The sequence below is a fragment of the Bradyrhizobium sp. CCBAU 65884 genome, assembly GCF_028128835.1.
In the GTDB taxonomy this organism is placed as follows: domain Bacteria; phylum Pseudomonadota; class Alphaproteobacteria; order Rhizobiales; family Xanthobacteraceae; genus Bradyrhizobium; species Bradyrhizobium ottawaense.
The window spans coordinates 191590-210465 of sequence record NZ_LBJU01000134.1 but is presented as its reverse complement, the minus strand read 5'-3'; the positions used below and the strand labels follow the sequence as shown (position 1 = coordinate 210465).

At 60.8% G+C, this 18876-nt stretch carries 13 protein-coding genes; 12 read left to right on the top strand and 1 reads right to left on the bottom strand.

The window, feature by feature from the left end; translation table 11 throughout:
* The first annotated feature begins 32 nt into the window (after positions 1-32).
* From XI03_RS38980 to XI03_RS38970, 3 genes are read left to right on the top strand one after another with little or no spacing between them, the layout of a single operon-like run.
* Positions 33-1211, top strand: a complete 1179-nt coding sequence (locus XI03_RS38980) for a DegT/DnrJ/EryC1/StrS family aminotransferase (protein WP_028143647.1) — start codon at positions 33-35, stop codon at positions 1209-1211.
* Positions 1208-2209 carry an NAD-dependent epimerase/dehydratase family protein gene (locus tag XI03_RS38975; RefSeq protein WP_271595094.1) on the top strand — a complete coding sequence of 334 codons (1002 nt, stop codon included), beginning with the start codon at positions 1208-1210 and terminating at the stop codon, positions 2207-2209. Before XI03_RS38980 ends, XI03_RS38975 begins: the two co-directional genes overlap by 4 nt.
* The gene (locus XI03_RS38970) at positions 2206-3399 is read left to right on the top strand and encodes a DegT/DnrJ/EryC1/StrS family aminotransferase (protein WP_271595093.1); all 1194 of its coding nucleotides are present in this window, start codon (positions 2206-2208) and stop codon (positions 3397-3399) included. The genes XI03_RS38975 and XI03_RS38970 overlap by 4 nt, the downstream gene beginning before the upstream one ends.
* On the opposite strand, the gene XI03_RS38965 is transcribed toward XI03_RS38970, so the two are convergent.
* Positions 3369-4688, bottom strand: a complete 1320-nt coding sequence (locus XI03_RS38965; protein WP_049801690.1) for a glycosyltransferase family 4 protein — start codon at positions 4686-4688, stop codon at positions 3369-3371. The two genes, XI03_RS38970 and XI03_RS38965, sit on opposite strands and share 31 nt — an antisense overlap.
* 184 nt (positions 4689-4872) lie before the next feature.
* Between XI03_RS38965 and XI03_RS38960 the strand changes: the two genes are divergently transcribed.
* From XI03_RS38960 to XI03_RS38920, 9 genes are all read left to right on the top strand, one after another.
* Positions 4873-6417 (top strand): class I SAM-dependent methyltransferase, encoded by a 1545-nt coding sequence (locus XI03_RS38960; protein WP_271595092.1) that lies wholly within the window; start codon positions 4873-4875, stop codon positions 6415-6417.
* Between the two features lie 85 nt (positions 6418-6502).
* Positions 6503-7672 (top strand): acyltransferase family protein, encoded by a 1170-nt coding sequence (locus tag XI03_RS38955; protein WP_271595091.1) that lies wholly within the window; start codon positions 6503-6505, stop codon positions 7670-7672.
* An 83-nt stretch (positions 7673-7755) separates the two neighbouring features.
* The gene (locus XI03_RS38950; RefSeq protein ID WP_050995553.1) at positions 7756-8760 is read left to right on the top strand and encodes a glycosyltransferase family 2 protein; all 1005 of its coding nucleotides are present in this window, start codon (positions 7756-7758) and stop codon (positions 8758-8760) included.
* Positions 8761-8770: 10 nt separating this feature from the next.
* Positions 8771-9751: a right-handed parallel beta-helix repeat-containing protein gene (locus XI03_RS38945; protein ID WP_168772739.1), complete on the top strand. Its 981-nt coding sequence runs from the start codon at positions 8771-8773 to the stop codon at positions 9749-9751.
* Between the two features lie 79 nt (positions 9752-9830).
* Positions 9831-11126, top strand: a complete 1296-nt coding sequence (locus XI03_RS38940) for an O-antigen ligase family protein (RefSeq protein WP_271595090.1) — start codon at positions 9831-9833, stop codon at positions 11124-11126.
* Complete coding sequence (locus XI03_RS38935) at positions 11113-11880, top strand: class I SAM-dependent methyltransferase (RefSeq protein ID WP_271595089.1); 768 nt, start codon at positions 11113-11115, stop codon at positions 11878-11880. The genes XI03_RS38940 and XI03_RS38935 overlap by 14 nt, the downstream gene beginning before the upstream one ends.
* A gap of 702 nt (positions 11881-12582) precedes the next feature.
* A complete protein-coding gene (locus XI03_RS38930) occupies positions 12583-15087 on the top strand; it encodes an Ig-like domain-containing protein (protein WP_271595088.1) in 2505 nt (834 codons plus the stop codon).
* Between the two features lie 325 nt (positions 15088-15412).
* The gene (locus XI03_RS38925) at positions 15413-17116 is read left to right on the top strand and encodes a type I secretion system permease/ATPase (RefSeq protein WP_442869813.1); all 1704 of its coding nucleotides are present in this window, start codon (positions 15413-15415) and stop codon (positions 17114-17116) included.
* A complete protein-coding gene (locus tag XI03_RS38920; protein WP_038971036.1) occupies positions 17113-18429 on the top strand; it encodes an HlyD family type I secretion periplasmic adaptor subunit in 1317 nt (438 codons plus the stop codon). The genes XI03_RS38925 and XI03_RS38920 overlap by 4 nt, the downstream gene beginning before the upstream one ends.
* Positions 18430-18876: the final 447 nt, after the last annotated feature.

The following is an 18876-nucleotide window of genomic DNA, read 5'->3' as shown; positions in this document are numbered from 1 at the left end:
AATAACGGTTGCTCCAATCCAAGGTTTGAATCTTGATACCCTTCCTGGATCTGAAAGCCCAATACTGTCAAATCAAGCCGGAAGTCGACGCCGCCGTGGCACGGGTCGTCAGCAGCGGGCATTTTGTGCTCGGGCCGGAGGTGGCGGCGTTCGAGGGACGTTTTGCGGAATATTGCCGGACTGCGCGTTGCCTCACCGTGAATAGTGGAACCTCTGCGCTCCACCTTGCGCTGTTGGCGGCGGGCGTCGGGCCGGGCGATGAAGTCATCACCGTGTCCATGACGTTCGTGGCGACAACCGCGGCGATACTCTACAGCGGCGCCAAGCCGGTTTTTGTCGACGTTGACCCGGTCACGTGGACGATGGATCCCGGTCTGATCGAGGCTGCAATCACACCTCGAACCAGAGCCATTGTGCCGGTTCATCTCCATGGATTGATGGCCGACATGGATCCCATCATGTCGATTGCGCAACGTTACGGTCTGGTCGTCATTGAGGACGCCGCGCAGGCGCACGGCGCGGAATACCGAGGACGCCGCGCAGGTTCGATCGGAGATCTGGGGTGCTTCAGCTTTTACCCAGGCAAAAATCTGGGGGCGTTCGGCGAGGGTGGGGCCGTCGTAACCGATCGGCCTGAATTTGCGCACCGCGTGTCGCTGCTGCGGGACTGGGGGCAGGAGACAAAATACGACCACGTCATTCCCGGATACAATTATCGCATGGACGAGATCCAGAGTGCGGTACTGAATGTCAAGCTGGACTACATCGAAGGCTGGACCGAGGCCCGCCGATCGATCGCAGAACGATACAACGAGCTACTTTCCGAGCTCCCATTCGCGCGTCCGCGACCGCCCTCGTACTCCCGCCACGTCTATCATGTCTATTCGATCAGATTGCAGCGTCGCGACGACGCGCTCACATTGTTGCGGGAGGCAGGCATAGGTGCAGGGATTCACTATCCCATTCCGGTGCACCTGCAGAAGGCCTATGCCGAACTCGGCTATCGGGCCGGTGATCTGCCGGTAACCGAGATGCTTGCGAACGACTTTCTCTCCCTTCCCATTTATCCGGAGCTGCTGCCGGACCGGGCGACCGAAATTGTCTCCACGTTGAGGAACGCCGGAGCATTGCGCCCCAGCGAAGCCGCCGGCAACCGGGCGCAGCAATCACAAAGCTTCACAACAAGGTCCTGCAACAGGAGGGCGTCTTGATTGAGCTCAAGGGAAAGCGCGTTCTGATCACTGGCGGGGCAGGGTTCATCGGCTCCCACATCGTCGATCAGCTCTGCGATGAGGGTTGCATCGAGATCGTTGCGCTCGACAACATGGTCAGAGGCCGCCCCGAAAATCTCCGGCGTGCGCTCGGTCGTGGACCGGTGAGACTGGTTCACGGCGACATACGCGATCGCAAGCTGATGGAAGCCTTGGTGAAGGCTGCCGACATCGTGTTTCACCAAGCCGCACTCCGCATCACTCATTGCGCGGCGGAGCCGCGCCTGGCCAAGGAGGTCATGGTGGACGCCACCTACGACCTCCTGGAGCTGTGCATCAAGCACGACATCGAGAAGGTCATCGCAGCCTCCTCGGCGTCCGTATACGGCCTGGCCGAGGAGTTTCCGACGACCGAACGGCAAAATCCGTACAACAACCGGACGCTATACGGGGCGGCCAAGGCGTTCAACGAAGGGCTGCTGCGGGCCCTCAACGACGCATGCGGCCTCGACTACGTGGCATTCCGATATTTCAACGTCTATGGCAGCCGCATGGACATCCACGGACGGTACACCGAGGTCCTGATCCGCTGGATGGAGCGGCTTGAGGCCGGGTTACCTCCCGTTATCTTTGGTGATGGCCGTCAGACGATGGATTTCGTTCACGTCCGTGACGTCGCGCGCGCCAACATCCTCGCGGCCAGGGCGAAGATTACCGACGAGGTCTTCAACGTCGGGAGCGGTACTGAGACCAGCCTGACGCAACTGGCTACGGTGCTTGCCTCGGTGATGGGACGCCGCGGTCTGACTCCCGAATTTGCGCCTGAGCGCTCGGTCAATCCGGTGCCGAGACGGCTGGCATCGACAGGAAAGGCCGATCGTCTGCTGGGGTTCCGCACCACGGTTTCGCTCGAGCAGGGGCTCGCCGACCTCGTGAAATGGTGGCGATCAGAACGTGAACTCCCTTCGGATCGTCAGCGGCAGGTGGCGGCATCGTGATCCCGATCGCAGCTCCGTTGCTTGCGGACGAAGAAGCTGACGCTGCCCGCGCCGTGGTGCTGTCGGGCTGGGTATCGCAAGGTCTGCAGGTGGCTGCGTTCGAAGACGAGTTCGCCGCACTTGTCGGCGCTCCGCACGCCTGTGCCGTCGCGAATTGCACGACAGCCCTGCAACTTGCCTTGGCCGCGCTGGGTATCGGCAGCGGCGACGAGGTGATCACGGTCAGCCATTCTTTCATCGCAACGGCGAACGTGATCCGATATCAGGGCGCCACTCCAGTTTTCGTCGACATCGAGCCCGAGACGTACAATTTGGATTGCGCTCGGCTGGCTGAAGCCATCACCGAGCGCACACGCGCGATCATCGCAGTGCACCAGATGGGCATGCCATGCGACATGGCAACGCTCATGGCCGTGGCGCGTCGTCACGGGATCGCTGTGATCGAAGATGCGGCTTGTGCCGCCGGATCGCAGATCTGCATGAACGGGCAATGGGAGGCGATCGGCAAGCCGCATGGAGACATTGCCTGCTTTTCATTTCATCCGCGAAAGGTGATCACGACTGGTGAGGGGGGAATGCTCACCACCGCCGATGCCGAACTCGATCGCAAGTTCAGGCTTCTGCGTCAACACGGGATGAGCGTTCCGGATATCGTGCGTCATGGTTCGCAGCGTGTCATTTTCGAGGAGTACGTCCTCGTCGGCTACAATTACAGAATGACGGATATGCAGGCTGCGATCGGGCGCAAACAGCTCGAGCGACTTCCGCAGCTGATTGCGCGGCGGCGCGCGCTGGCATCCCGCTACGCCGAACTGCTTGGAAATATTGAGGGGCTGCGGTTGCCGTTCGAGCCGGCGTGGGCACGATCGAACTGGCAGAGCTACTGCGTACGCTTGCCCGATCGATTGGATCAGCGGGTGACGATGCAATCGCTGCTCGATCAGGGCATCGCTACGCGCAGGGGCATCATGTGCTGCCATCGCGAGGCGCCCTATGCCGGCGCTGGGTCGCGCGATGATCTGCGGCAATCCGAGCTAGCTCAGGATCACGCGATCCTGCTTCCACTTTATGCGCAGATGGACTGCGCGGACCAGGATCGTATCGTAGATGCGGTGAAGGCTGAACTTGCCCGCTCAAACCGCGCTGCCACCGTGGCGGGTCATGTATCGGTCTGCCGGGATATCTTATGAGTCGGATCTGGCGCGGCCCTTTCTGATCGAGGGGCCGCCGACTTTGCGGATAGCACCGCAGAGATTCGTGCCCGATCGTTGTCGTCTTCGGCGGAAGCCAGGCCCATCCAGCGCCGGTATTTTCGCTGCACTTTATAGTTGGCAAGGCTGGCCGAGCATCGGCCGGCGTCTGCCAATCGCTGGCTGGTTGAGGGCTTGCTGCGTAGGGCATGTAGATAGGTTTGCTCTATCGTTCTCGCCGCCTGCGCGAGGCTGAAGCGGTGCTCCACCAGCCGCCGGCCGAATCCGCCAAGCTCCTGACGGAGCGACGCGGAGGCGAGAATGGTCTCGAGAGCCGATCGAAGTGCGCTGGCGCCGGCGCCACGCGAGCCCTTGCCCAATCCGTACCAGCCTTGTTGCAGGAAGGTCGGCGCACTCTCGGGTGTCAACAACTCGCTGAACCCGTCTTCACCAACGACCACCAGCGGCTTTCCAAAGGCCATTCCGCGCAGCGCCGAGCCACCCTGGCCAATGATGACGTCCGCGGCAGCATAGCCAGGGCGCGGATCGGACATCTCGCCCACCAGTACGACGGCGTTCCGGCCGACTAGCGAGTTAATTCTGGCCGCACGCGCTTCGACGTTCGGTCGCGCCGGTCCATTACCAATGATCAGCAACCGCACTGGCAGGCCGTCGAGCGCGATTTCGCCGACAGCATCGCACGCAGATAGCAGCCCCTCCAGTTTAAGGTTCGGCACAAGTCGACAGACCATCGCTATGACGACCTCGTCCGGACCAATATTGTGAGCCGCGCGAAAGCCCGTGCCATCGACGAGGGGGTGGTCGGACTTCGTATCGACTGGCGGCTCGAGCAAGGTAACATCCTGATGTCCTGCAGTGATCGCAGCGCGACGGATCATCTCCGTGCCCACGGTCAGGGGAACGCTGCGCGGCAGGAAGGAGGGGACGGACATCGACATGACCGTTCCCACCACGGCAGCCCTCGTCGATAGTCCAACGCTCAGAAAAGCCTCAACAATAGGGGGCCATTCATGACCGTGCACCACGTCTACGGTGCGTTCGTTGACGATGCTGCGGAGCATCTGGCCAACACGAGGCGAGGGGCGGGCCCGATGGCGAGGAATTTCAATATGTCTGAGGCCGGTCTCCCTTATTCTGTCCAGAAGAGGGCCAGTCTCTGCCGCCACGGTGACCTCATGACCGAGGTCTCGAACCGCCTCGGCGAGCTGGACTGCGTTGAGCTGTGACCCTCCCAGTTCCATGGAATGGGGATAGACCAGCACCTTCATGCGATGGGATTCTCCGGGTGTCGCGCCAAAGCGCTGAGAGACCAACCTGACATTGCTGAGAACCATATCGCGATATAATCTAAATTTAAATCATAATAAATGTCGACCGGTCCGGATTTAGTTATATAATCTGCGGGATTTAAACGCGAGACCCGCTTTTGACCCTCACCGGGACCCCAATCCGATGAACGAGCATGCAGCCCGACACGTGGCGCGCCAAGACGGCCGTCACCTGCCTCGCGTACTGGTCGCGATTGCAAGCCATGGAACCTCGAATGACCGCTATCTCGAGCGGGTCATCCGGGAATACCGGTCGATGTCCCTCGTCGTTGATATCGTCGTGCTGTCGAACATCGACAAGCGCGCGAGAACGGGGGTGGAATGCATTGTTGGCCTACCCGACAGAAACCCGTGGTCCCTGCCGTTCGCGCACAAGAAGCTGTTTGCGGAACGTCGTGACCAGTACGATCTGTTCATCTACTCGGAAGACGACATTCTGATCACCGAGAGGAACATCCGCGCCTGGCTGGATGCAACGTCGTTTCTATCTCCAGAAGAAGTTGCCGGGTTTCTGCGGATTGAATTCGGCGAAGACGGCCAGCGTAACTATCCTGATATTCACGCGCACTTTCACTGGGATTCCTTATCGGTCAGGCGGCGCGGCGACTATATTCTCGCGCATTTTACCAACGAGCACGCCGCCTGCTTTGTCCTTACCCGGGAGCAGCTAGGCTACGTCCTACATTCGGGCGGCTTCGATGTAGCTCCGCATCAGGGAAAGTACGATCTGGCCTGTACGGCCGCGACGGATCCATACACCCAATGTGGTTTGCGGAAACTGGTGCCAATCTCACACCTGGAGGATTTCACCGTTCATCACCTCACCAACCGGTACGTCGGCCGGATGGGGATCGGGGAAGAAGAAATTGGCAGGCAGAAGGCAATTTTGCTGCAAATCGCGGACGGCCGCCGCTCGCCTTACTCGTTGCTCCCGACGGAAACGCGCCTTCGCCGCGCTAGCTTTTCCAAGGACTATTATGAACCTGAATCCGAGGCGACGATCGCGCTCGTGCCGACATCGGCGCGCAGCGTACTTTCGATCGGTTGTGGGTCTGGCAAGACGGAAAAGCGGCTGCAGGCGCGCGGCCTGCACGTCACCGCGATTCCGCTCGATCCAGTGATCGCAGCCGGCCCCGCCGGGGACGGGATCGAGATGATCTACGCCGATCTGGACAGTATCGACTCCAATCGCGACACCTACGACTGCGTTTTATGTCTCAATCTGTTGCACCTCGCTCCGGATCCGCAAAAGCTGCTTCTGAGGCTGCGATCGTTCATGCACGAGCAATCGCTCGCAGTGATCCAGATGCCCAACACGATGTCCCCAAGGGGCATTCGGTCTTATCTCGGGGCGAGTCTCCGGTCCGGGCGCTCCAGCGGCTACGAGGCAGTGGGTGCTCATTTCGCTTCGGGGCGCAAGCTGGCGAGTTGGTGCGTCGATTCAGGCCTGCGAATCGAAGCGATGTTCGGAGTTCCGGCGGATCGTGGTGATGGATTGTTTGGCATGACCTCCCGGCTGGGCGAGTTCGCGCCGAGGTTTGTTTCGCTCGGGCTTGCGGCTTCGATCATCGTGACCGTCTCCGGAGGAAGGCCAGGCACTGACGGGGTAACCGAATTCACGGCCTCGTCTCAGTCAAATCGCCCGGCCGGCGAGGTCCGGTCCGGTTAAAATGGGCGCCTCATTTAATTGCGGTTCTATATTAAATGTTATATAATCATGAAGCGGCAGAAAGATCATTTCGCGTGAGAAATCGATGATTTCACTCGGGGCAACGACGATCGGCGATCGGCTTGCCGTCCTTTCGGCCAGAGGCCCCGGTTTTGATCAGATACGACTTGTGGCCGCACTCACGGTGGTTGCTCACCATGCTTGGTGGGGAACAAACGACATCCTCTACCGGTTCAGCGGCGGGTTCATCCAGTTCGGCCTGTTTGCAGTCGTTATTTTCTTCTGCGTCAGCGGCTTCCTGCTGGCGCCTGGCCTGGCCCGATCTGGCGATCTCGTCCGGTTCGCCGTAAACAGGTCGTTGCGTATCCTGCCCGCACTCTTCGTCGTGGTCATCGCGTCGATGTTCGTGCTGGGTCCAGCCCTGACGACCTATTCGCTAGCCGACTATTTCGGCAGCGCCGAGCTTTACCTGTATCTGAAGAACGCCGTTACCCTGATGTCCCACTACCTGCCCGGCGTGGTGCGGCATGGACACGAAGTGCAGGTCAACGGACCGCTATGGACGCTCAATATCGAGGTTTGGTCCTATGCGGTGCTGGCGGCGATGAGCGTGGCGGGCTTTCTCCGCCGACGGGCGCTGACGATGATCACTTTCGCCCTGGTATACTTCACCTATGTTGGGCTGGCGCTTTCGCCATCGCTGCACGCGGCCTGTCCGCAGCGGCTCTTGGATTTCATCGGTCTCTTCGTCTACTTCATCGCCGGCACGACCCTCTACCTCTACCGTGAAAGTATCCCGTTCTCCGGAATCGGGGCCGCGGTCGCCGTGGGAGGCGCGCTGATCGGTCTTGCGAGCGGGTTGGGCGCGGTGGCGATGCCGCTGTGTATACCCTACGTCGTGATCTGTCTCGGGCTCTCCGAGGTCGCCAGTCGCGTGCCACTCAAGCACGATCTGTCCTACGGCGTATACCTGATCCATTCACCGGTCATATTGGCGCTCCTGACGCTGTTCGATCTCGCAGCCGGCTGGCCGTTGGCCTTGCTGTCGGCATCCGTGACTCTCGTTCTGGCGTATGCCTCCTGGCGATTTGTCGAAGCGCCGGCGCTGAAGCAAAAGGTGTGGGTTTCGCGTTGGCTGTCGTCGCACATTGCAGGTCTAGGCAGCCGACGAGGCGTTGGGACTGAGGCCGCGGTGCGCCGTGATGAGCCCGGCAACAATCTGACAGGAACAATCGAGGCCGGTGCGGCGGAGTGAGACCAAACCCGCACCTGAGCTCAGGTTCGAGGGTGATAGCGCGACGAGCGGGCCGCAGTTTCTTTGAAAGGAGCAGAGTCGCTATGAGCAGCGCGTACCATGATGACGAAGGTCCGGACTCGGATCGGCAGCTGGACCTCTCCATCATTGTCGTAAGCTACAATACCCGCGACATGACGCTCGACTGTCTGGCGTCGATCGCCGCTGAGACAATGGGTACGAGGTATGAGGTCATCGTCGTCGACAATAACTCGTCCGACCAGTCAGCTGCCGCAATTGCCCGTCAATTCCCTGACATCAGGCTGATTGCCCTAAACGACAACATCGGCTTTGCACGCGCCAACAATCTGGCTGCAAAACAGGCGCGCGGCCGACGATTGCTTCTGCTCAATCCAGACACCATTATTCTCGACTGCGCGATCGATGTTCTTTTTGAGTTCGCCGAGGCCAATCCGTCATTTCACGTCTGGGGCGGACGCACCCTGTTTCCGGACGGCAGTCTCAATCGCACCTCGTGCTTTCGAAGAATCAGTTTGTGGAATTTGTTCTGCTTCGCGCTGGGGTTCACCTATTTCGGTCGTCGCAGTCCGATTTTCAATTCCGAGGCCTATGGCGGATGGGACCGAGATACCGCGCGGCACGTCGACATCGTTACAGGTTGCTTTCTGCTGATCGACCGGCTGGTGTGGGAGAGGCTCGGCGGGTTCGACCCCACATTCTTCATGTACGGAGAAGAAGCAGACCTCTGTCATCGCGCGCGGTCGCTCGGTGCGCGGCCCGCGGTCACGCCTGAAGCGACCATCGTCCACTATGGCGGGGCATCCGACGTCGTGCCTGTCGACAAGAGGGTGAAGGTTTTCAAGGGGAGAATCACCCTGATCAATCGGCATTTCGGCTGGCCGGCACGGACGATCGGGCAGGCTTTGCACCTGATCGTGCCGCTTACACGCCGGTACGGTTACGGCATGGCAGCCGCCCTGGCGCGGAATGCGGAATGGCAAAAGAACGCTGTTTATTGGGAAGCCGTCTGGAGGCGTCGGCGAGAGTGGGTTGGCGGTTACGAGGCACCGAGGGTCGAGCCGGCATGAGAGCGTCGGGTTGTTTCCGGCGAGAAGAGCGATGAGATCAGATAGCCTAGAAGGACAGCGACGGAGTTGGCGAGGAGCCAGGGGGCTCGCGCTTGGCCATATGCGCTGGGGCGGGATTGTGCTCGAAGCTGCCCGTGTAGCGGTTGCGGTCGCAGCGCTCCAGATTCCGGCGGCTGCTGTGGCAGCCGAGCCGAACGGCGCATCCAAGCTGGCATTCGCCTCCCAATGGCCGGACGCAAGCAACACGGGGCCGCCTCGTGATCTCGTGCTGAAGCCGTCCGGTCCCCTCACGATTGCCGTTTCCGGCACGACGATTTCAGGACTGGACATTCAGGGCGGCGTCGTCGTCAACGCCGATAACGTGACCATCGAGATGTCCCGCATCTCGGCTAGCGCTTGGGCCGTTATCAAGATCGATCCGCATCGGACAGGAGTTGTCGTCAGGGATTGCACGATCGACGGCCAGGGTGCTGGTCCCGATGGCAATGGCAACCAGGGAATCATGGGACAGGGTACGTTCCAGCGCAACAACATCTCGAACGTCGAAAACGGCATCGTCCTGACCGGCAGGGACAATCTGATCGAACACAATTTTATTCACGATCTCAATGCCGGCGGGGCGCCACATTACGATGGTATCCAGATCGATGGCGGCATCTCGGACACGGTCATCCGGCAAAACACGATCATCAATTCTCACGGCGCTGCCGGCGCTATCATGATCGACAACGAGTTTGGCCCGGTCTCCAACATCGTCATCGAAGGCAATCTTCTCGCTGGCGGCAGCTATACGGTCTACTCGGACGCGAAGTTCAACGACAATCCGATCTCGGGTGTTTCGATCACCGACAATCACATCGGCTCGGGGCAGTATGGGCCGACCCTGTTTCGGCGAAACCGGCCCACCTATCTCAGAAATGCGACCGACGGCTGGCGCCTGGTGCGCAATCTGGACTTTGGCAGCGTCGCGGCGCAGGAGGCCATCAGATGAGGCGCCGGCGTGCTCCGCACCAACTCAAGCGCTTGTCGGATCTAATGGCTTGGTCCGGCCTGTCCAGGGAGACAGCCTCATGAGCTATCCTGGCTATGCTCTCCTCGCGGGGCAGCCGCGTATCCGCGCGACGGCGGCCGGATTCCATTCGACCATTCTCCAACGGGGCAGTCTGGCCGTCCCGCTCCTTCTGATGGGCATCGTATTGCCGTCGGGGCTCCAGGTGCTGATCGCCGGGGCAAAGCTAACGCCGACCAGGATATGCCTTCTGGTCCTGCTGCTGCCGGCGGTTGCGCGGCTATTGCAGCCGAGCCGTCGGCTCCTGCTGTCGGACGGGCTCGCGGGGACGCTTGCGCTTGCCATGGTGGCGGCGGCTGGTTACGCCGCCGGACCTCAATCGGCGTTTTCTGCTGTTGCAGAGGCTCTCGACTTTGTCGGAGCATACTTTGTTGCGCGAGCCTTCGTTCTGGAGCCGTCGGCGGTCCAGCAGTTCATTCGTCTCATCAAGGCATTCACGGCGATTGCGATATGCGTTGCGCTAGTGGACGTGTTGACGGGGCATTGGATCGTCCGCGAGATCATGGCGACACTCATGCCGCAGCCTGAGGCGTTCGTGGACGACGGCACGTCGAGCGCAGATGGAGTACGAGCAGGTCTGCGACGCGCAATATCGACGTTCGATCATCCTATTCTCTATGGCGTGTTCTGTTCGCTGACTGCGGCCATCGTGCTGTTCTCGGCGACAAGTGCCATCAAGCGTCTGTCGTGGGCGTGTCTGTGCCTATTCGGCGGATTGCTGTCGTTATCTTCGGCCGCTGTCTTGGGGATGGTCGTCGTCATGTCAAGCTACGCCTACGAGCGGTTGTTGCGCCGCTGCCCGTGGCGATGGCCTCTGCTTTGGACGGGAGCGGGCATGTTCCTGCTGGCCGTCACCGCTGTGACGAATAACCCTCTCAGCTGGCTGCTGTCCCACGCGACACTGGAGCCTCAAACGGGATTCTATCGCCTCATGATCTGGGACGCCGTCTCGGCGCAGGTGTGGCAGTCGCCTCTGACGGGAGCCGGATTCGTGACGTTCGGCTATTATCTACTCGATCGCACAGTCGACAGCGTGTGGCTGGTCACGAGCCTTCATTACGGCGTACCGGTCACCATCCTGCTGATCGTTTTGAATCTCTCGGCGGTATTGCCTGTGCCCGGGCGCCGCCCAAGCGGGATTCAGACGGGGTTTACGATCGCTTGCATGGTGTTCCTGTTCACGGGTTTGACGGTGCATTTCTGGAACTACATGTGGACGTTTTGGGGCATTTGCATCGGTGTGCGTGCTTCGCTTAGGGAATGGCAGATGTTGGGAGCGCAAGATGAGCGATTTTGACGTGGCATCATCGCCGATTGGCGGCATCAAGGGACGTTTGCGACCTTATGTCTGGTCATTACGCAGCGGGCTTCGGACGATCCGTTTCCTGTTCGGACGATTTGAGAGGACCTGTCCGGTATGTGAGTATCGAGGCAGATTTTTCGCGTACGCAAATCCGCTGGCATTGGGAATCAACTTCGACTCGCTCTGTCCGAATTGTCTGTCGCACGAGCGACACCGTCTGTTGGTGCTTTGCGACGCCGAGCAGGGCCTGTTTATGGGCAAGGATATCCTCCACTTCGCGCCCGAAAAGGGGCTCACGGAGTATATCAAGGCGAGAAAGCCGCGAAGTTACGTCACCTGCGAGTTCGGAGGGAAGGGCGCTGATTTCGACATCAATATCGAAAAGATAGACCTCGAAAGTGACAGGTTCGATCGGATCATCTGCTGCCATATCCTCGAGCACGTCAACGATCGCTTGGCCATCCCCGAACTCTTTCGGATCTTGCGTAAGGGCGGGACGCTGATCGCGATGATCCCTCTCATTGAGGGATGGCAAGAAACGTTCGAGGATCAATCGAGGCAGAAAACAGAAGAAGATCGGATACTGTATTTCAACCAGCATGATCACGTCCGCTTCTTCGGTCGTGATTTCCGACGCCGGCTCGAACGAGCGGGCTTCGTCGTCGACGAGTATACGGCGGTCGAGCCTCAAGTTGCGCAATATGGTCTGATCCGCGGCGAAAAAGTATTTTTGTGCCGAAAGACTTAGGCCAGGCAGTGCTTTGACGTTGCCCGGCGAAATCGGGCCGCACCGCTTTGTCACCTAAGCCCATTTACGAAGTCATCTTGCATCGCCTCTGGCTTCGCCGGTAGGCGCGCATCTCAGCCAACGGAGCAGCACGGCAAATTCGAGCTGATGTCTTGCCGCTGTCTGCTGAAGAGGACATTCGCGCGTCGTATTTAATAATGCGCGTCGCTGGCTATTTATACATTCGATGGTTTATTTAATGTGCGTCGACGTTGAGCGGGGCCGATCTCGGAGTCGCTCGACCCGTTGCAACGAGCCAGCACGAAAGAATTTTTCTGTGAAGTGTGGCGCGCGCATGTTTTGCGGTCGTTTGATCGTGGCTAAAACGAAATCGCTTTTAATTTCCGTAACGTAGATTTCCGCGCTGTATTTCCGGAAACAGGAATCTGGCGGTGCTTGTGGCGAAATGACCTTGGCGGAGCCGTGGTCTTGTCAAAAAAAGGCCGTCTGCAGACGACCATTAACGCCGCACAAGCACGGCACCTGGCGTATCTCGATCACCAATTAAATCGAGGGCGCAAACTCGCAATAAGCACTGGTGTCAGTTAACGGGGATAATACAGAGAAGACGGAGAAACTGTTTTGGCAACGACAACGAATGCATGGCCTGACGCGACGAACACCGGGGTGCCGGCGGGGGTAACGCTGACTCCTTCTGGAGATGTGGTCATCACGCAGGCGGGAGCGGTGGTCTCCGGACTCAACATCACCGGCAGCGTCTACATCAAGGCGGACAATGTGACGCTTGAGAACTGCAAGATCACGTCCGGCGGCTGGGCTGGGGTGACCATTGATTCCGGAGCTACGGGCGCGGTGGTCCAGAATTGCACCATCGATGGTACCGGCCGTGCGCCGGATGGCACTGGCAATCAGGGCATCATGGGAAGCGGCACGTTCATCGGGAACAACATCTACAACGTGGAGAACGGCATCGTTCCCGGCAGCAACTCCGTCATCCAGGGCAACTACATCCACGATCTCCAAGCGGGCGGATCGCCTCACTATGACGGCATCCAGATCGACGGTGGCCTCTCCAACATTCAGATCACCGGCAATTCGATCATCAATCAGTGGGGATGGACCTCCGCGGTCATGATCGACAACGACTTCGGGCCGGTCTCGAATGTCACCGTCACCAATAACCTGCTGACTGGTGGCGCCTACACCGTATACGCGGATTCCAACCTGGGCACCGCTTCGATTACCGGCGTGTCGTTCACCAACAATCACATTGGCGGCGCGCAGTATGGTGACGCGTTGATCCGCGGGAATAACTCGGTGTTCTCGGGCAACTACACTGACGGCGCGGCGCTGGCGTCGGCGCTCAATACGTCGGCAAACAGCGGTACGACGACGACCTCACCGACGATGCCCCCCGCAACGCCCGAAGTCCCGGCAGCGCCGAGCATCGCATCCTGGTCACCCGATACGGGCAAGACTGGCGATGGCATCACTGACGCCGGTCAGATCACGCTGCACGGTACCGCCGCGGCTGGCAGCACCGTGAAAGTCTATGACGGTTCGACGCAGATCGGCACGGCGACCGCGACTTCGACCGGAAGCTGGGACTACATCACCAAGGTCTTGACCGATGCGAAGCATACGCTGACGGCGACCGCGACCAACTCGTCGGGGCAAACCAGCGTGGCATCGACTGCGGTGGCGGTCACCGTCGATACCAAGGCGCCAGCTGCACCGGCGATCGCGAGTGACACCGTCAACACTGCCAATCAGGTCGTGATGTCGGGGACCGCTGAAGCGAACAGCGCGATCAAGGTGTTCGACGGAACGACCCAGGTCGGCACCGCGACGACCAACGCGAGCGGTGCGTGGAGCGTCACGACGTCCGCACTGTCGGCCGGTTCGCACGCCCTGACGGCAAAGGCGACCGACGTTGCCGGCAACGTCAGTGCTGCGTCGGCTGCTGTGGATGCGGTCGTCGGTTCTGGAACGACGACGGGCTCCACCGGTTCGGGCACGTCCGGTTCGGGTACCTCGGGCACGGGTACCACCGGCACGGGCACATCAGGCACAGGCACCACTGCGCCGGCCGCGCCGAAGATCGCCTCGTTCTCCAACGATTCCGGCACCGCCGGTGATCACATCACGAGCGACAAAACGGTGACCCTGGCGGGGACTGCGGTTGCCAACAGCACGGTCAAGGTGCTCGACGGCACGACCCAGCTCGGCACCGTCACGGCGGATGCGAACGGAGCATGGCACTACACCACTGTCGCACTGCCTGACGGCAAGCATAGCTTCACCGCGACCGACACGGTCTCCGGCGTTACCAGCAAGGCATCGACTGCGCTGGATGTCACGGTGGATAGCGCTGCCCCCGATGCTCCGATCCTGTTGAGCGATCCCACCACGCACAACCGCGCAACGGTATCCGGTACGGCGGAAGCGGGGAGCTCGATCAAGCTCTATGAGGGCACGACCCTGCTTGGCACCGCGACCGTCGCGAGTGATGGCGACTGGAGCGTGACGACCCCGAATCTCAAGCACGGGTCCCACACCTTCACCGCGACCGCGACCGATGCCGCCGGCAACACCAGCGCCTTGTCGCAGCCGATCGATCCGCCGATTGGTCATGGCGGCACCAAGGACGCTGCGACCGTCGAAGTCACCAATGTGCGCCAGCACTGGGATCACACGGCAACGATCAAGGGCACGGCCGATCCCAACAGCGAGATCAAGCTGTCGGACGGCACGACCTCGGTCGGTTCGGTGACCACGGGAGCCGACGGCAAGTGGAGCTTCCAGACCTCCGACCTGTCGGGCAAGAGCCACGCCTTTACCGCCGAGCAGGTCGACACCACGGGCCACGTGGTCGGCACCAGCTCGGGCGCGGCGATGATCGGCTCGGGCCGCAGCGACACGCTGACCGGCACCACCGGCAACGACGTCATGGTGGGCAAGGCGGGTGCGGATACGTTCCAGTTTGCGTCCAACTTCGGCCAGGACGTCATCAAGGACTTCGCGGCCCGCGGACCTGCTCACGACACGATCGAGTTCAGCAAGAGCGTGTTCGACAGCTTTGCGAGCGTTCTCTCCCACGCGGCCCAGTCAGGCCACGACGTCGTGATCGCGACGGGGAGCGACACCCTCACGCTGAAGAACACGCAGCTCGACAAGCTGAACAGCCACGACTTCCACTTCGCGTAGGAGACGGGTCAGCCGCACAAGCTGATACTCAACAACTGCCTCGGGGGATCGCTTGGGGATCCCCCGACAAAGGCATCATTAAAGGGCAGGTGTCATGACTGACGTTGGACGGCGGGGGGTGTTTCCCCCGCCTGCGAATCTTTATCGAATCCCCATTATGCATTTGTCAGGCCTATGGTCGGCCGGGCGCCGGCTGGCGGACGAGGCCGAAGCGCCGACATCGCGGCTCGTCGGCTGGGCAAGGCGCGTGGTTGAAGCCCTTCGGCAACGGATATTCGTCGGCCGTTTCCGGTCGGCGGAGGACTACGAGGAGCCGCACTCAGAGATGTCGGCATTTCTGCGGTCGTGCGGCCGGATATTCTGGGCGCTCGCGGCCTTCAGCGGGATGAGCAATCTCCTCATGCTCACCGGCTCATTCTTCATGCTGCAAGTCTATGATCGGGTGCTGCCCGGGCGCAGCATACCGACGCTGATTGCCTTGCTGGTCCTGGCCGCGGTCCTCTACCTGTTTCAGGGTGGGCTCGACTTCGTCAGAAGCAGGATCAGCGCGCGGGTCGGCCGGTACTTTGATGAACGGCTCGGCATTCGCATTTTCGACGCGCTTGTCCGCTTGCCCTTGAAGACCAGGGCCGATGGCGACGGCTTGCAGCCGGTGCGGGATCTTGATCAGGTCCGCAGCTTTCTTTCGAGCGGCGGGCCGACGGCGCTCTTCGATCTACCCTGGATGCCGATCTATCTCGGCGTTTGCTTCCTCTTTCACTTCTGGATTGGCGTCACTGCGCTGGCCGGCGCGTTGGTGTTGATCGGCATTACCATGCTCACGGAAACCAGGACGCGCGGGCCGGCAAAGGCGTCCTCGCGCCTCGCGGTCTCGCGAACGGCACTCGCGCTCGAGGGTCGACGAAATGCAGAGGTTCTGCAGGCCATGGGCATGCGGCAGCAGGCGGCGTTGCGGTGGCGCGATGTCAACGCGAAGTACCTCGCGGCTCATGAGCGGGCCAGCGATGTAGCCAACAGCCTCGGAGGCGCCTCCAAGATCTTCAGGGCAATCCTGCAGTCGCTGGTTCTTGCCGTTGGCGCAGTCCTTGTCATCAACCAGGAATCGACGGCCGGCATCATCATCGCCGGATCGATCCTCAGCGCGCGGGCGTTGGCGCCCGTCGAACTGGCCATTGCGAACTGGAAAGGGTTCGTCGCTGCGCGGCAGTCGGGACAACGGCTTAATGCTTTGCTGAAGCTTCTCCCCAGCGAGGAAGAACGGCTGGAATTGCCTCCTCCTGTTGACGCTCTCACGGTCGAGAATCTCTTTATCGGCGCTCCGAACTCGGAGCGGCCTACCGTCAATGACGTGTCGTTCCAATTGCGGCGCGGGCAGGCGGTTGGAATCATTGGGCCGAGCGGATCCGGCAAATCGACGCTGGCACGTGCGCTGGTTGGGGTATGGCCGGGCATTCGAGGCCGGATACGGCTGGACAACGCCGCACTCGACCACTGGTCTTCTGACGCCCTCGGCAAGCACATCGGGTACATGCCTCAGGACGTGGAATTGTTCGACGGCAGCGTTGCGATGAACATCGCGCGGTTCGATCCGCAGGCGACCGCCGCCGCTGTTCTGGAGGCCGCGCATGCCGCGGGCGCGCACGATCTCATCCTCTCGTTTCCGGACGGCTACGGCACGAAGATCGGCGAGGGGGGATTGGCACTGTCGGCGGGGCAGCGGCAGCGCATCGGGCTCGCCCGCGCCTTCTACGGCAAACCATTCCTCGTGGTGCTGGATGAACCCTCCTCCAATCTCGACGCCGAGGGCGAGGAGGCGCTGACCGAGGCGATCCTGAACGTGCGCCGTCGCGGCGGGATCGCCGTCGTGATCGCCCATCGTCCGAAGGCGCTTGAAGCCGTCGATCATGTCTTGTGCCTCGGGGAAGGCAGGGTTCAGTCCTTCGGGAAGAGGGAGGAGGTCCTCAAGAAGGTCTTGCGAAATCCCGTGCCGCTCAAGGTAGTCGCGGAAGCTCAAGGAGGCAACCGATGAACGGCCAGCTGGTAGCGCCGGCGATGCAATCCATCCAGCGTTACATGATCGTCGGTATGATCATGTTGGGTCTGGTGACTTTTGGAATCGGCGGTTGGGCGACAACGAGCCAATTGTCGGGCGCGGTGATCGCCCAGGGTGTCGTCGTCGTGGATTCGAGCGTCAAGAAGGTTCAGCACTCCACGGGTGGGATCGTGGGTGAGTTGCGCGTGCGCCAGGGCGATCGGGTCAATGCAGGCGACGTTTTGATCCGCCTCGACGAGACTCAGACGCTCGCCAATGCGACGATCGTCACGAACAGCATCGATGAGCTGCTCGCGCGCCAGTCCCGGCTCGAGGCCGAGCGCGATGGTGCCGAGCAGGTCGTGTTTCCCAAGGTGCTGCTCGACCGAGCCAAGGAGAACAATTCTGAGGCGAGCCGTGCAATCGCTGCGGAGCGGAAGCTGTTCGACCTCCGCCGTCAGGCAAGGAGCGGCCAAAAAGCGCAGTTGCAGGAAAAAAGCGCGCAGCTGGAGAACGAGATCAAGGGCTATACGGGGCAGACCGAGGCCAAGCAGAAGGAAGTCGAATTTATCCGCCAGGAACTGGAGGGCGTGCGTAGCCTCTGGCAAAAGAATCTGGTGCCGATCACGCGGCTCAATTCCCTCGAGCGCGACTCCGCACGTATCGAAGGCGAGCGCAGCCAGTTGGCCGGCATGATTGCGCAATCGAAAGGCAAGATCTCCGAAATCGGCCTCCAGAGCATTCAGATCGACCAGGACCTGCGGACGGAAGTCGGCAAGGACCTGATCGAAACGCGCTCAAAACTCTCCGAACTGGGCGAGCGCAAGACTGCGGCGGTCGATCAATTGCATCGGATCGATATCAGGGCGCCACAGTCCGGCCGCGTCCATGAACTCAGCGTCCACACGGTCGGAGGCGTGATCTCTCCCGGCGAGCAAATCATGCTGATCGTTCCTGATGCGGACTCGCTTGCGGTCGAGGTCAAGATCCCACCCAAGGATATCGACCAGGTTTATGTGGGGCAGACCGCGACGATGCGCTTTGCAGCGTTCAACCAGAAGACCACGCCCGAAATCGACGGCGAGGTCAGCATGGTCTCGGCAGATATCACGCAGGATCAGCGCGCCGGCACGAGTTATTACACGGGCCGTATCCTGCTGAAGCCCGAGGAGCTGGCGAAGCTCGGCTCCGCCAAGCTGCTGCCAGGAATGCCGGTCGAGGTCTTCATCAAGACGGCTGGTCGGACCGCGCTATCCTATCTGCTCAAGCCCCTGCACGATCAGGCGGAGCGTGCATTCAAGGAGCGCTGAGCTCGGTGCAAGCCGTAGGCAGCGCTTGACGAAACGCACGCGGGCTGGCGCCCTACACATGGGCGTCAGCGTCTCTGCGCCCACCCCCGCAGCAGATCGCGCGCTCGCCGACCGATCGGCGGGGGCGCGTGCCTGTCGTGCCGCGCTGAGATCACGGGTTGTTCAAGCGATCGCCCGCTCAGCACGTCCATCCGCTTGGCGCGCAGGGCCATCGCGACGACGAAGCCGAGTATTGAAGCTTCGGCTCCCACAATGACGAGCAGCTCAATTGGCATATGAAATCGGTCCGGCCTGCGAGGGCTGTTCTTGCGATTTGAGCATGGCGACCAATTAAATCAATAAAATAATGTTCGGTCCGAATCCGTCCGTCTCGCTCTGGGGCGCCTGTCGCCTGTGATTGCACTTCGCGTGGCCCGGATGAAAAGGGCCTGTCTGATCGGGGCTTCT